The sequence below is a fragment of the Streptomyces sp. NPDC049879 genome (assembly GCF_044461265.1).
Classification (GTDB): domain Bacteria; phylum Actinomycetota; class Actinomycetes; order Streptomycetales; family Streptomycetaceae; genus Streptomyces.
The window spans coordinates 396,317-409,063 of record NZ_JBITKT010000007.1; the positions used below are offsets into that span (position 1 = coordinate 396,317).

General features: G+C 73.6%; 14 protein-coding genes. 13 read left to right on the forward strand and 1 reads right to left on the reverse strand.

Annotation, left to right across the window (positions count from 1 at the left end):
• Positions 1–364: 364 nt before the first annotated feature.
• Positions 365–1,066 carry a class I SAM-dependent methyltransferase gene (locus ACIBPC_RS24875; RefSeq protein ID WP_362960015.1) on the forward strand — a complete coding sequence of 234 codons (702 nt, stop codon included), beginning with the start codon at positions 365–367 and terminating at the stop codon, positions 1,064–1,066.
• Between the two features lie 141 nt (positions 1,067–1,207).
• On the opposite strand, the gene ACIBPC_RS24880 is transcribed toward ACIBPC_RS24875, so the two are convergent.
• Positions 1,208–1,606 (reverse strand): winged helix-turn-helix transcriptional regulator, encoded by a 399-nt coding sequence (locus ACIBPC_RS24880; protein ID WP_398847638.1) that lies wholly within the window; start codon positions 1,604–1,606, stop codon positions 1,208–1,210.
• 519 nt (positions 1,607–2,125) lie between these two features.
• On the opposite strand from ACIBPC_RS24880, the gene ACIBPC_RS24885 reads away from it, so the two are divergent.
• From ACIBPC_RS24885 to ACIBPC_RS24940, 12 genes are all read left to right on the forward strand, one after another.
• Positions 2,126–2,272 carry a hypothetical protein gene (locus ACIBPC_RS24885; protein WP_398847639.1) on the forward strand — a complete coding sequence of 49 codons (147 nt, stop codon included), beginning with the start codon at positions 2,126–2,128 and terminating at the stop codon, positions 2,270–2,272.
• A 66-nt stretch (positions 2,273–2,338) separates the two neighbouring features.
• Positions 2,339–3,034 (forward strand): response regulator transcription factor, encoded by a 696-nt coding sequence (locus ACIBPC_RS24890; protein ID WP_362960024.1) that lies wholly within the window; start codon positions 2,339–2,341, stop codon positions 3,032–3,034.
• A 534-nt stretch (positions 3,035–3,568) separates the two neighbouring features.
• Positions 3,569–3,898: a TcmI family type II polyketide cyclase gene (locus ACIBPC_RS24895; RefSeq protein ID WP_362960026.1), complete on the forward strand. Its 330-nt coding sequence runs from the start codon at positions 3,569–3,571 to the stop codon at positions 3,896–3,898.
• A complete protein-coding gene (locus tag ACIBPC_RS24900; RefSeq protein ID WP_398847641.1) occupies positions 3,895–5,166 on the forward strand; it encodes a beta-ketoacyl-[acyl-carrier-protein] synthase family protein in 1,272 nt (423 codons plus the stop codon). The genes ACIBPC_RS24895 and ACIBPC_RS24900 overlap by 4 nt, the downstream gene beginning before the upstream one ends.
• Positions 5,163–6,371, forward strand: a complete 1,209-nt coding sequence (locus ACIBPC_RS24905) for a ketosynthase chain-length factor (RefSeq protein ID WP_398847643.1) — start codon at positions 5,163–5,165, stop codon at positions 6,369–6,371. The genes ACIBPC_RS24900 and ACIBPC_RS24905 overlap by 4 nt, the downstream gene beginning before the upstream one ends.
• A gap of 40 nt (positions 6,372–6,411) precedes the next feature.
• Entirely contained in the window at positions 6,412–6,684 is a 273-nt protein-coding gene (locus ACIBPC_RS24910; protein WP_362960035.1) for an acyl carrier protein, read from the forward strand.
• A gap of 58 nt (positions 6,685–6,742) precedes the next feature.
• Positions 6,743–7,528: an SDR family NAD(P)-dependent oxidoreductase gene (locus ACIBPC_RS24915; protein ID WP_398847646.1), complete on the forward strand. Its 786-nt coding sequence runs from the start codon at positions 6,743–6,745 to the stop codon at positions 7,526–7,528.
• Positions 7,529–7,570: 42 nt separating this feature from the next.
• Positions 7,571–8,524, forward strand: a complete 954-nt coding sequence (locus ACIBPC_RS24920) for an aromatase/cyclase (RefSeq protein WP_398847647.1) — start codon at positions 7,571–7,573, stop codon at positions 8,522–8,524.
• A 2-nt stretch (positions 8,525–8,526) separates the two neighbouring features.
• Positions 8,527–10,026, forward strand: a complete 1,500-nt coding sequence (locus ACIBPC_RS24925; RefSeq protein ID WP_398847649.1) for an FAD-dependent monooxygenase — start codon at positions 8,527–8,529, stop codon at positions 10,024–10,026.
• Positions 10,027–10,075: 49 nt separating this feature from the next.
• On the forward strand, positions 10,076–11,560 hold the full coding sequence (locus ACIBPC_RS24930) for an FAD-dependent monooxygenase (RefSeq protein ID WP_398847651.1): 1,485 nt from the start codon (positions 10,076–10,078) through the stop codon (positions 11,558–11,560).
• Between the two features lie 4 nt (positions 11,561–11,564).
• Positions 11,565–12,470 carry an alpha/beta fold hydrolase gene (locus ACIBPC_RS24935; RefSeq protein ID WP_362960048.1) on the forward strand — a complete coding sequence of 302 codons (906 nt, stop codon included), beginning with the start codon at positions 11,565–11,567 and terminating at the stop codon, positions 12,468–12,470.
• Positions 12,467–12,747 (forward strand): carboxyl transferase domain-containing protein (locus ACIBPC_RS24940; protein ID WP_398847653.1); only part of this gene is annotated, 281 nt, incomplete at its 3' end. The genes ACIBPC_RS24935 and ACIBPC_RS24940, both read left to right, overlap by 4 nt.

A 12,747-nucleotide genomic window follows, 5' to 3' on the forward strand; every position in this document is an offset into this window, starting at 1 on the left:
AGTAGGCGGCGTGTTGACGCGGGGCGGCGCCAGGCCGCGTACCGCGCCCGCCGTTCACGGGCGCGGCGCCGGGACCGCGGCGGCGCGGCCGGGTCGAACATTTGACAAAACTGCGGAAGTCCTGACACTCGGGCGCTTTACCGGGGTCGGCCGCACGGGCAATGCTGTGGGTACGCGCCTTTCCGGGAAGGGCGCCGGTATTACCGTCCGGCGACGCGGCGAGGAAGCCCCGGAGGACGTATCGGCCCGGGAATTCACCCGGCACCGCACCAGCGCGCCGCGCCGTACCGGCTTTCCCGGGGCCGTGCGGATTCCGCGGCCCCGGCGCGCGGCACAGCAGCTGTCAACAGAGAAGGAGATACCCATGAGCGAGTCACAGCCCCAGGTGGACGTGGACCTCGCATCCGTCGACTTCAACATCGTCTACGAGGGCGGCGAGCTGGTTCCCGGGCTGATCACCAAGGGGGTGCCCTGGGACATCGAGGAGGCGCAGCCGGGGGCCGTCGAGTTCGAGCGCAGGGGCCGCTTCCACGGCACGGTGCTCGACGCCGGGTGCGGCCTGGCGGACAACGCGGCGTACCTGGCCGGGCGCGGCCACAAGGTCGCGGCGTTCGACGCCTCCTCGACGGCGATCAAGCTGGCGAAGGAGCGGCACAAGGGGCTCGACATCGAGTTCTTCGTCGCGGACGCGACCAAGCTGACGGGCTATGAGAACCGTTTCGACACCGTCCTCGACAGCGCGCTCTACCACGTCCTGAGCACCGACGACCGGAAGCGCTACCTGGAGGCCGTCCACCGCGCCACGCGGCCGGGCGCCTGGCTGAACCTGCTCGTCTTCGCGTCGGTCCCCGGCGGGATGCCGGCCCCCATGTCCGTGCCCGACGACGAGCTGACGTCGTCGATCGCCGCGGGCGGGTGGGAGATCACGAGCATGGAGATGGGCGCGTTCTCCGGCGTCGAGGAGAGCATGGCCGTCTTCCTCAAGCAGTTCGGTGTCGTCCCGAACGCCGACGACCGGGGGCAGATCCACGTGCCGACCTGGCTGATCGAGGCGACGCGGGTGTAACCGGCGCCGCTCTCCCCGGCGGCCCCGGCGTTCCCGGGCCTCCCCGCCCGTACGCGCGTACGCCCCGCCCGCCCCGGCAAGTGCCGGTGGCGGGCGGGGCGTACGTGTGCGCGGTGCCGCGGGTCCGTGGCCGGGGCCGTGTCAGCGGCGCAGGCGCACGGGTTCGCGCTCCTCGTAGTCGATCCTGGCCCGGCGCACCTTCTCCAGGTTGTCGCCCGACCAGTTCGCGAGGACCTCGAAGACGCCCGCGAGGCTGCGCCCGAGTTCGCTGATCTCGTACTCCACCCGAGGGGGCACCCCGGGGTGGGACGTGCGCAGGACGAGGCCGTCGCGTTCGAGCTTCCGCAGGGTGTCGGTGAGCACCTTGGGGGTGATCGTCATGACGCGGCGCTCCAGTTCACCGAAGCGCAGCCGGCCGCACTCGTTGAGCGTCCACAGGATCGGTGTGGTCCACCGGCTGAACACGATCTCGACGACCGGGCCGATCGGGCAGGCCTCTTCAGGGCTCCCGGGTTCGACCACCTGGATGTCACTGTTCATTCGGCTGCATCCCTCCCGGTAGCGAGTATGCCGAACGTGGAGGTCCCTGCTCGCCGGGCATGTGGACCGCCCGAACGGCTCAGCGTACCGCCGCCCGGCCGGGGGTGTCCACGGACCGCCGGGGCCGCCGGGCGACGCGACCGCCCGCTCGAACCGCCGTGCGACCACTCGGTCGTTCATCCGCATCCCGGCAGCGGGTTTCGGCCACGCGCCGACGAGCCGGAGGCGGGTGACCAGGCACACCCGGTCCCGACGGAGCCACAACCCGTCACGCCGCGCCGCGCGCCGGGCGCCGCGCCGCGCCCGCCACACGGCCCGCCGAGCGGGGGGAAAACGCCCCGGACGGGCGCTCCGGCAACGCCGCGAAAGGGCTTCCGCACTCTGCGCGAACACGCCGCCGGGAATCTTGGATTCCGCCAGGGAACGGTCGATCTTGCGCACGACTGAAACGCTGTGTAATTACCTGTTCGGCGACACTTTCCCCGGGGTAAGCATTGCAACCGGAATACATTGTGCGGGATGGTGGAACAGATCTTCACGGCGATGAACACCGCATACGATTGCGCACACTTCGCACCCGATGCGCGCTTTGCCCCGTTCATCCTTGGCCGGTATTTTACTGACAAACCGATGGGCTGGTTTGTAGAGTTGCCTCCGTTGACTTGAGCTGCACAGATGACTGGGCAACCAAATTGGGGGATAGTAGTGAGTCAACGCGTTACGGGTATCTCCATGCCACGCGGATTAGACTTCCCGCAGAGTTCATCGAAGGCCTGGCGCGTACTCGTTGTTGAGAAGGACCGTGGGGCCATGGAAGCCTTACGGGGGGAACTGCATCGGCACGGCCATCAGGTCGAAGGAGTCGGTACAGGGTCGGCGGCACTGCAGGCGTGCGAGGACGCCGACATCGTCCTGATCGACTTGGAACTGCCGGACATGGACGGTCTGGAGGTGTGCCGCGGCATCCGTCTGCTGTCCGACGTGGCGGTGATCGCGGTGACCTCCTGGGGGAGCGAACTCGACCGGGTGCTGGGCCTCCAGGCGGGCGCCGACGACTACATGGTGAAGCCCTACGGGTGCCGCGAGCTGATGGCCCGCATGGAGGCGGTCATGCGCCGCGTCCACGCCAAGCCGCAGACCGCGGCGGTGATCTCGCACGGATCGCTGCGCATCGACGTCGGCCTGCGGGAGGTGAGCCTCGACGGCCGGGAGGTCGAGATGACCCGCAAGGAGTTCGACCTGCTGTGCCTCCTCGCCTCCCACCCGCGGACGGTGATCCCGCGCAAGCGGATCATGCAGCAGGTGTGGGGCGACTCCTGGTCCAGGCGCACCGTCGACACGCACGTGAGCAGCCTGCGGACCAAACTCGGGGGCAGCGACTGGATCATCACCGTCCGGGGTGTCGGATTCCGTCTCGGCCACCCCTGACGCGGCCGGCGGAACACCGGCGCCGACAAGGGGGTCACCGCCGGGAACGCCGCTCGGAAACACCGGCCCGGACACCTTCCGGAACAGCGGACGAAACAGCGGACGAAACAGCGCCGGAACACCCCGGGAATACTCACGGCGACCGGCCGGGTACCGAACCGTCCCGGTCCCCGTACGGAGATACAGCGCTTCCATGAGAAAGGCGGGCCCCGATTCCGGGGCCCGCCTTTCTCATGCCCGTACGGTTTCCCCGGGCGCGCCCGCGTCGCGCGACCTCGGCATCTGACGTTTCCCTGACGCTGCCGTGGCAGAGCGCCGACAATCCCCTTCCGTCTTTGCGTTTCCTGACCGAAGACTGAATTGGCGCGCCTTGAATAGTGTCGCGCCGAGGCCCAACCATGGAATCCGACCGATAAACCCGGTCGGCGGCGGGAGCCCCGTACCCGGGCCGCCGTCCACGGCCCCGCACATCCGCGCGGACGACGCCCTCCCGCGAACGGCCCGACCATTCCCCGAAGAAGGGTAGGCACGCCCATGCACAGCACCTTGATCGTCGCCCGGATGGAGCTGGGGTCGGCCGACGACGTCGCCGGGCTGTTCGCCGGCTTCGACAGCTCGGAGATGCCGCACCGGATGGGCACCAGGCGGCGCCAGCTCTTCCACTACCGGGGCCTGTACTTCCACCTCCAGGACTTCGACGCCGACAACGGCGGCGCGGCGATCGAGGAGGCCAGGACCGACGAGCGGTTCGTCCGGATCAGCGACGACCTCAAGCCGTACATCGCGGCGTACGACCCCGCGACATGGCGCTCCCCCGCCGACGCGATGGCCACCCGCTTCTACACGTGGGAGGCCGGCGCATGACCGGCCGCCGCGTCGTCATCACCGGCATGGAGGTGCTCGCGCCCGGCGGGGTCGGGACGGCCGGCTTCTGGGACCTGATCAGCAACGGCCGCACCGCCACGCGCGGCATCACCTTCTTCGATCCGGCGCCGTTCCGCTCCCGCGTGGCCGCCGAGGTGGACTTCGACCCCGAGGCGCACGGCCTGTCGCCGCAGGAGATCCGGCGCATGGACCGGGCCGCGCAGTTCGCCGTCGTCGCGGCGCGCGGGGCCGTCGCCGACTCGGGCATCGACCTGGCCGCGCACGACCCGTACCGCGTCGGGGTGACGGTCGGCAGCGCGGTCGGCGCCACCATGGGGCTCGACCGTGAGTACCGGGTCGTCAGCGACGGCGGCCGGCTGCACCTGGTCGACCACACGTACGCGGTGCCGCACCTGTACGACTACCTGGTGCCCAGCTCGTTCGCCGCCGAGGTCGCCTGGGCGGTGGGGGCGCAGGGCCCGGGGACCGTCGTCTCCACCGGCTGCACCTCCGGCATCGACTCGGTGGGCTACGCGGTGGACCTGATCCGCGAGGGCTCGGCGGACGTGATGATCGCCGGGTCGTCGGACGCGCCGATCTCCCCGATCACGCTGGCCTGCTTCGACGCGATCAAGGCCACCACCCCGCGCGACGACGACCCGCCCCGCGCGTCCCGCCCCTTCGACGGCACGCGCAACGGGTTCGTGCTCGGCGAGGGCGCCGCCGTGTTCGTCCTGGAGGAGCTGGACAGCGCCCGCGCCCGCGGCGCCCACGTCTACGCGGAGATCGCCGGGTACGCCACCCGCAGCAACGCGTACCACATGACGGGGCTGCGCCAGGACGGCGCGGAGATGGCCGAGGCGATCCGCAGGGCGCTCGACGAGGCGCGGATGAACCCGGACGACATCGACTACGTGAACGCGCACGGCTCCGGCACCAAGCAGAACGACCGCCACGAGACGGCCGCGTTCAAGAAGAGCCTGGGCGAGCACGCCTACCGGACCCCGGTCAGCTCGATCAAGTCGATGGTGGGCCACTCGCTGGGCGCCATCGGCTCCATCGAGATCGCCGCGAGCGCCCTCGCGATGGAGCACGGCGTCGTCCCGCCAACCGCGAACCTGCACGTCCCCGACCCCGAGTGCGACCTGGACTACGTGCCGCTGACCGCGCGCGAGCAGCGCACGGACGGGGTGCTGTCGGTGGGCAGCGGCTTCGGCGGCTTCCAGAGCGCCGTGGTGCTCGCGAGGCCGGAGAGGAGTGCGGCATGAGCACGCGGACGGTGATCACGGGCCTCGGCGTCGCGTCCCCCAACGGCCTGGGCACGGCGGACTTCTGGGCGGCCACGCGCAGCGGCAAGAGCGGCATCGGCCGGATCACCCGCTTCGACCCGGCCGGCTACCCGGCGCGGCTCGCGGGCGAGGTCCCCGGCTTCGCGGCCGAACGGCACCTGCCGAGCCGCCTGTTGCCGCAGACGGACCGGATGACGCGGCTGGCGCTGGTCGCGGCCGACTGGGCGCTGGCGGACGCCGGGGTGCGTCCCGGCGAGCTGCCCGCGTTCGACATGGGTGTGGTGACGGCGAGTTCGTCCGGCGGTTTCGAGTTCGGGCAGGGCGAACTGGAGGCCCTGTGGAGCCGGGGCGGCCAGTACGTCAGCGCCTACCAGTCGTTCGCGTGGTTCTACGCGGTCAACAGCGGCCAGATCTCGATCAGGAACGGGATGAAGGGCCCGTCCAGCGTGGTCGTCAGCGACCAGGCGGGCGGGCTCGACGCCCTCGCGCAGGCGCGGCGCCAGATCCGCCGGGGGACGCGGCTGATCGTCTCCGGCGCGGTGGACGCGTCGGTCTGCCCGTGGGGCTGGGTGGCGCAGCTCGCCGGGGGGCGGCTGAGCACCAGCGAGGAGCCCGCGCGCGCGTATGTGCCGTTCGACAGCGGGGCGCGCGGCCATGTGCCGGGCGAGGGGGGCGCGATCCTCGTGCTGGAGGCGCGGGACGCCGCCAGGGAGCGCGGCGCGCGGGTCTACGGGGAGATCGCCGGGTACGGCGCGACCATGGACCCGCCGCCGGGCAGCGGCGGCGAGCCGGGGCTGCGCCGGGCGATCGAGGCCGCGCTGCGGGACGCGGGGGCGGAACCGGGCGAGGTGGACGTGGTGTTCGCCGACGCGGCGGCCGTGCCCGAGCTGGACAGGGCGGAGGCGGACGCGCTGCGGGCGGTCTTCGGGCCGCGCGGTGTGCCGGTCACCGCGCCCAAGACGATGACCGGCCGCCTCTACTCGGGCGCCGCGCCGCTGGACGTGGCCACCGCCGTCCTCGCCATGGAGGCCGGTCTCATCCCGCCGACCGTCAACGTCGACCCCGCGCCCGGCTACGGGCTCGACCTGGTGGTCGAACGGCGCGCCGCCGAGGTGCGCACGGCCCTGGTCGTCGCGCGCGGCGCCGGCGGCTTCAACTCCGCGCTGGTCGTACGGGCCGCCTGACCCGTCACCCGGCGCACCACGACACAGGAAGGAACCACCCATGGAAAGCCGACAGTTCACCGTCGCCGACCTCAAGCGGATTCTGCTGGAGGGCGCGGGAGCGGACGAGGGCGTGGACCTCGACGGCGACATCCTCGGCCTCACGTTCGACGAGCTGGGCTACGAGTCGCTCGCCCTGCTGGAGACCGGCAGCCGGATCGAGCGCGAGTACGGCATCACGCTCGACGACGACGCGCTCACCGACGGGGCGACGCCCGGCGGCCTCGTCGCGGCCGTCAACGCGCGGCTGTCCGTCGCGTCCGGCGCCGCCTGAACCGCCCCCGCCCACGCCACGCCACGCCACGCCACGCCACGCCTACAGGAGAGTCAGCATGTCGGAACAGCACCAGCGGGTCGCCCTGATCACGGGCGCCACCAGCGGGATCGGCCTCGCCTCGGCCCGGCAGCTCGCCGCGCAGGGCCTGCGCGTGTTCATCGGCGCGCGGAGCGCCGACACCGTGGCCGCCACCGTCAAGGAACTCCAGGCGGAGGGCCACGACGCCGCCGGGACCGCCGTGGACGTCCGCTCGGGCGAGGCGGCGCGCGCCTTCGTCCAGGCGGCGGTGGACCGCTTCGGCGGCGTGGACGTCCTGGTCAACAACGCCGGGCGCAGCGGCGGCGGGGTCACGGCCGACCTCACCGACGAGCTGTGGCTCGACGTCGTGGAGACCAATCTGAACAGCGTCTTCCGCATGACCCGCGAGGTGCTCACCACCGGCGGGCTGCGCGGGAAGCCGTGGGGCCGGATCATCAACATCGCCTCCACGGCCGGGAAGCAGGGCGTCGTGCTCGGCGCCCCGTACTCGGCGTCGAAGCACGGCGTCGTCGGTTTCACCAAGGCGCTCGGCAACGAGCTGGCGCCCACCGGCATCACCGTCAACGCGGTCTGCCCCGGCTATGTCGAGACGCCGATGGCGCAGCGCGTCCGGCAGGGCTACGCCGCCGCGTACGCGACCGACGAGGCGGCGATCCTGGCGAAGTTCCAGGCCAAGATCCCGCTCGGCCGCTACTCGACGCCCGAGGAGGTCGCCGGGATGGTCGGCTACCTCGCCACGGACGCGGCCGGTTCGGTCACCTCGCAGGCGATCAACGTCTGCGGCGGCCTCGGCAACTTCTGAGCCGCCGCCCGCCATCCCCGCACACCCCCGGAGGAGTCCCGCATGTCCGCACCGACGCAGCAGCCGCGCCAGGTCGAGCACCGGATCACGGTGTCCGCGCCCGCCGCCGCCGTCTACGAACTGATCGCCGAGGTCCGCAACTGGCCGCGCGTCTTCCCGCCGACCATCCACGTCGACCACGTCCACAAGGGCGAGCACGACGAGCACATCAGGATCTGGGCCACCGCCAACGGCGAGGCGAAGAACTGGACCTCGCGCCGGATACTGGAGCCCGCGCAGCGCCGCATCAACTTCCAGCAGCTCGTCTCCGCCCCGCCGGTCGCCTCCATGGGCGGTGCCTGGCTGATCGAGGAGCAGCCGGACGGCGGCGCGCTGGTCAGGCTGTTCCACGAGTACAGGTCGGTGGACGACGACCCCGACGGGCTGGCCTGGATCGACCGGGCCGTGGACCGCAACTCCCGCGCCGAGCTGGCCGCGCTGAAGGAGAACGTCGAGGCGGCGCACCTGGCGCGCGACCTCACCTTCACGTTCGAGGACTCGGTGCACGTGGACGGCAGCGCCGAGGACGTGTTCGCGTTCATCAACGACGCGCAGCTGTGGTCGCAGCGGCTGCCGCACGTGGCGAAGGTCCGGCTGGAGGAGGACGAACAGGGCCTGCAGACGCTGGAGATGGACACCGTCGCGAAGGACGGCTCGACCCACACCACCAAGTCGTACCGCGTCACCTTCCCGTACCACGGCATCGCGTACAAGCAGGTCACGCTGCCCGCGCTGATGAGCCTGCACACCGGCTACTGGACGTTCGCGGAGGACGAGGCGGGTGGCGTGACCGCCAGTTCGCGGCACACCGTGGTGATCAACCCGGACGCGGTCGCCCGGGTGCTGGGCGACGCGGCGACGGTGGAGGACGCCAAGGAGTACGTGCGCGGCGCGCTGAGCACCAACAGCCTCGCCACGCTCGGCCACGCCAAGGCGTACGCGGAGAGGGCCCGTTGACGATGGCCTCCCCCGCATCGCCGCGCGACGGCCGGGAGACGGCGCCGGTCGTCGTCGTGGGCGCGGGCCCGGTCGGGCTCGCGCTCGCCGGTGAACTGCGCCTCGGCGGCGCCCGGGTGACCGTCCTGGAGCGGCGCGCGGCGCCGGTCACCGAGTCGCGCGCCTCCACGCTGCACGCCCGCACCATGGAACTGTTCGACAGCCGGGGGCTGCTGGACGACCTGGGCGTGCCGCCGCACGAGCCGCGCGGCCACTTCGGCGGGCTGCCCATGGACCTGACGCTGCCGGGCCGCCACCCCGGCCAGTGGAAGGTGCCGCAGGCGAGGACGGAGGAGCTGCTCGCGAAACGGGCGGTCTCCCTCGGCGCGGACCTGCGGCGCGGCTGGGACGTCACCCGGCTGGACGACGACGGCGACGGCGTGACCGTCACCGCCGCCACGCCGGACGGCGAACGGCGGCTGCGCGCCGCGTACGTGGTGGCCTGCGACGGCGAGGACAGCACCGTACGGCGGCTGACCGGGGCCGCGTTCCCCGGCCGGGAGGCGCGGCGCGAGCTGCTGCGCGCCGACGTCGCGGGCATCGACATCCCGCCGCGCCGCTTCGAGCGCCTCCCCGGCGGCCTGGCCATCGCGGCCGGGATGCCGGGCGGGATCACGCGGGTGATGGTGCACGCGTTCGGCCGGCGTGCCGAACGGCGCGCGGCGGCACCGGGGTTCGCGGAGGTCGTCGAGGTGTGGCGGCGGGTGACCGGCGAGGACATCGGGCACGGGCGGCCGGTGTGGGTCAACGCGTTCGGCGATGCCAACCGGCAGCTCGCGTCGTACCGGCACGGGCGGGTGCTGTTCGCGGGGGACGCGGCGCACGTCCAGATGCCGAGCGGCGGCCAGGCACTCAACCTCGGGCTGCAGGACGCGTTCAACCTCGGCTGGAAGCTGGCGGACGCGGCCGGGCCCCGGCCCGTGGAGGGGCTGCTGGACACCTACCACGAGGAGCGGCACGCCGTGGGCGCCCGGGTGCTGGCCAACATCCGCGCCCAGGGCACGCTGCTGCTCGGCGGCCCCGAAGTGGAGCCGGTGCGCGCGCTGTTCGGGGAACTGCTGGCCCGGGAGGCGGTACGCGCCCGGCTGGCGGGCGCGGTCAGCGGCCTCGACGTGCGCTATCCCGTCGGTGAAAAGGACCACCCGCTGCTCGGCGCGCGCCTCCCCCACCACGACCTCAGCCCTGACGGCGAGCGGTTGACCACGACCGAGGCGCTGCGCGCGGGCGGCGGGCTGCTGCTCGTACGGGCCGGGCGCCGCCACCGGCACCTGCGGTGGGTCGGCGGGCTGTGGGCGGGGCGCGTGACGACGGTCGCCGCGGGCCGGGACGCGGACCCGCTGTTCGGGACGGCCGGGGCCCTGCTCGTGCGGCCGGACGGCTACGTGGCGTGGGCCGGTGCGGACGGGGACGGCGCGTCCGGCGCGCTGCGGCGCTGGTTCGGCCCGCCGGGGCCGGGGCTGTGAAGCACGGCGAAGACGAAGCGATGGCGAGGGGAAGAGGGGACAAGGGGACATGGACACGGATGTGATCGTCGTCGGCGCGGGCCCGGTCGGGCTGATGCTCGCCGGTGAACTGCGCCTGGGCGGCGCGCGGGTGGTCGTGCTGGAGCGGCTCACCGAGCCCACCGGGCAGTCGCGCGGGCTCGGGTTCACCGCGCGGGCGATGGAGACGTTCGACCAGCGCGGGCTGCTCGAACTCTTCGGCGAGCCGCTGGAGAAGAGCCCGCTGGGCCACTTCGGCGGGGTCAGGTTCGACTACACGGTGCTGCCCGACGCGCACTTCGGCGCCCGGGGCGTGCCGCAGTACCGGACGGAGGCCGTGCTCGAACGCTGGGCCACCGGTCTCGGCGCCGACGTGCGGCGCGGCTGGGACGTCACCCGGCTGGACGACGACGGCGACGGCGTGACCGTCACCGCCGCGACGCCGGACGGCGGACGGCGGCTGCGCGCCGCGTACCTGGCCGGCTGCGACGGCGGGCAGAGCACGGTGCGCCGCGCGGCCGGCTTCGCCTTCCCCGGCACCCCGGCGACCCGCGAGATGTACCTCGCGGACGTCATCGGCGGCGGGATACGGCCGCGCCCCCTCGGCGAACGGCTCCCCGCGGGCATGGTGATGGCGGCGCCGCTGCGCGAGGGCGTGGACCGGATCATCGTCTGCCCGCACGGCACGCCCGTCCGCGACCGGGCGGACGGCGCGGTCGGCTTCGGTGAGGTCGCCGAGGCGTGGCGGCGGATCACCGGCGAGTCGATCGCGGGCCTGGACACCGAGTGGGTCAGCTCCTTCACGGACGCCGCCCGGCAGGTCACCGACTACCGGCGCGGCCGGGTCCTGCTGGCCGGGGACGCCGCGCACATCCACCTCCCCGCGGGCGGCCAGGGCCTGAGCACGGGCGTGCAGGACGCGGCGAACCTCGGGTGGAAGCTGGCGGCGGTCGTGCAGGGCTGGGCGCCCGACGGGCTGCTGGACACGTACCAGGGCGAACGGCACCCGGTCGGGGCGCGGGTGCTGATGAACACGCGGGCGCAGAACACGGTGTTTCTCGGCGGCGAGGAGTCGGAGCCGCTGCGTGCGCTGTTCGCCGAGCTGATCGCCGTGGACGACGTGAAGCGGCACCTGGCGGGGGTGGTCAGCGGCCTGGACGTCACGTACGACGTCGGTGGGGACACCGGTGCGCCGCTGGTCGGCCGCCGCGTACCGCCGAGGCCGCTGGCGACGACGGGCGGGGAGACCACCACCACGCGCCTCCTGCACCCGGCGCAGGGCCTCCTGCTCGACCTCGCCGACGACCCGGCCCTGCGCGCCGCCGCGGACGGCTGGAAGGACCGCGTCGTCCTGGCCGCGGGCCGTCCGCGCGACCCCGCCGCCTTCGAGGGCGCCACCGCGCTGCTCGTCCGCCCGGACGGCTATGTCGCCTGGTCGCGCGGCGCCGGGGACGGGGATGCCGGGTCCCTGGACGCGGCGCTGCGGCGCTGGTTCGGCGCACCGGTGGCGGGCTGAGCCGATGACCACGCCCCGGCCGCTGTCGCGCGGCGTACGGCCCGTCACGCTCGACGGCGACGGCATCACGCTCTCGGCGCTGCTGCGGGAGCCGGACGACGGCCCCCGCGCCACCGTCGTCGCCCTGCACGGCGCGGGGATGTGCGCCCGGTACTTCGACGGGCAGGCCCACCCCGACCTGTCCCTGCTCGCCCTCGGCGCGCGGCTCGGGTTCACGGTGCTCGCCGTGGACAGGCCAGGTTACGGGCGCTCGGCCGCCGCCCTGCCCGACGGGCGGCCGCTCGCGGACCAGGCGCGCGTGCTGCGGGCGGCGCTCGGCGACTTCGCGGCGCGGTACGCGACGGGCGCGGGCCTGTTCCTGCTCGGGCACTCGTTCGGCGGCAAGGTCGCGCTCGTCGCCGCCGCCGACCACGCGCCGCCGTCGCTGCTCGGCGTGGACGTCTCCGGCTGCGGCCACCGGTACGCGGGCCCGGCGGAGGACGTCTCCGCCCTCGCCGCGCTCCTCGGCCGCGCCGGGCGGCGCCGCAACTGGGGGCCGCTGGCGCTCTACCCGCCCGGCACGTTCCTCGGCGGTGACGCTGTGGTCGCCGCGACACCGGCCCGCGAGCGTACGGCGGCGGCGCGCTGGCCGGAGGTCTACGCGGGGCTGGCGCCGCGCGTACGGGTGCCGGTGCGCTTCACGTTCGCCGAGCACGAGGCGTGGTGGCGGCACGGGGCCGCCGACGTCGCCGACCTGCGGGCCAGGCTCACGGCGGCGCCCCGGGTGGTCGTGGACCGCCAGCCGGGCGCCGGGCACAACATCAGCATGGGCTGGGCGGCCCGCGCGTACCACCTGCGGGCGCTCGCGTTCTTCGAGGAGTGCCTGGCGCCGCACCGCGCGGACCGCCGGGAGAGGGCGGGGCTCCCGTGACCGTCACGGACACCGGCGCCGCCGCGCCCGACCGGCTGGCCGAGCTGCGGGCGGTCAAGGAGCAAGCGCGCGGCGGCCCTTCGGGGAAGGCGACCGAGGCGCAGCACGCGAAGGGCAAGCTGACGGCACGCGAGCGGATCGGCCTGCTGCTGGACGCGGGGTCCTTCACCGAGGTGGAGCCGCTGCGGCGGCACCGGGCGACGGGGTTCGGTCTGGAGGCGAGGCGTCCGTACACGGACGGTGTCGTCACGGGCTGGGGGACCGTGGACGGGCGGAC

Excerpts from the sequence above, each read along its gene's own strand:
- ACIBPC_RS24915 (WP_398847646.1), top strand. The coding sequence starts at position 6,743 with ATGTCGGAACAGCACCAGCGGGTCGCCCTGATCACGGGCGCCACCAGC.
- ACIBPC_RS24920 (WP_398847647.1), top strand. The coding sequence starts at position 7,571 with ATGTCCGCACCGACGCAGCAGCCGCGCCAGGTCGAGCACCGGATCACG.
- ACIBPC_RS24905 (WP_398847643.1), top strand. The coding sequence starts at position 5,163 with ATGAGCACGCGGACGGTGATCACGGGCCTCGGCGTCGCGTCCCCCAAC.
- ACIBPC_RS24910 (WP_362960035.1), top strand. The coding sequence starts at position 6,412 with ATGGAAAGCCGACAGTTCACCGTCGCCGACCTCAAGCGGATTCTGCTG.
- ACIBPC_RS24900 (WP_398847641.1), top strand. The coding sequence starts at position 3,895 with ATGACCGGCCGCCGCGTCGTCATCACCGGCATGGAGGTGCTCGCGCCC.
- ACIBPC_RS24930 (WP_398847651.1), top strand. The coding sequence starts at position 10,076 with ATGGACACGGATGTGATCGTCGTCGGCGCGGGCCCGGTCGGGCTGATG.
- ACIBPC_RS24875 (WP_362960015.1), top strand. The coding sequence starts at position 365 with ATGAGCGAGTCACAGCCCCAGGTGGACGTGGACCTCGCATCCGTCGAC.
- ACIBPC_RS24895 (WP_362960026.1), top strand. The coding sequence starts at position 3,569 with ATGCACAGCACCTTGATCGTCGCCCGGATGGAGCTGGGGTCGGCCGAC.
- ACIBPC_RS24925 (WP_398847649.1), top strand. The coding sequence starts at position 8,527 with ATGGCCTCCCCCGCATCGCCGCGCGACGGCCGGGAGACGGCGCCGGTC.
- ACIBPC_RS24880 (WP_398847638.1), bottom strand. The coding sequence starts at position 1,606 with ATGAACAGTGACATCCAGGTGGTCGAACCCGGGAGCCCTGAAGAGGCC.
- ACIBPC_RS24935 (WP_362960048.1), top strand. The coding sequence starts at position 11,565 with ATGACCACGCCCCGGCCGCTGTCGCGCGGCGTACGGCCCGTCACGCTC.
- ACIBPC_RS24890 (WP_362960024.1), top strand. The coding sequence starts at position 2,339 with ATGCCACGCGGATTAGACTTCCCGCAGAGTTCATCGAAGGCCTGGCGC.
- ACIBPC_RS24885 (WP_398847639.1), top strand. The coding sequence starts at position 2,126 with ATGGTGGAACAGATCTTCACGGCGATGAACACCGCATACGATTGCGCA.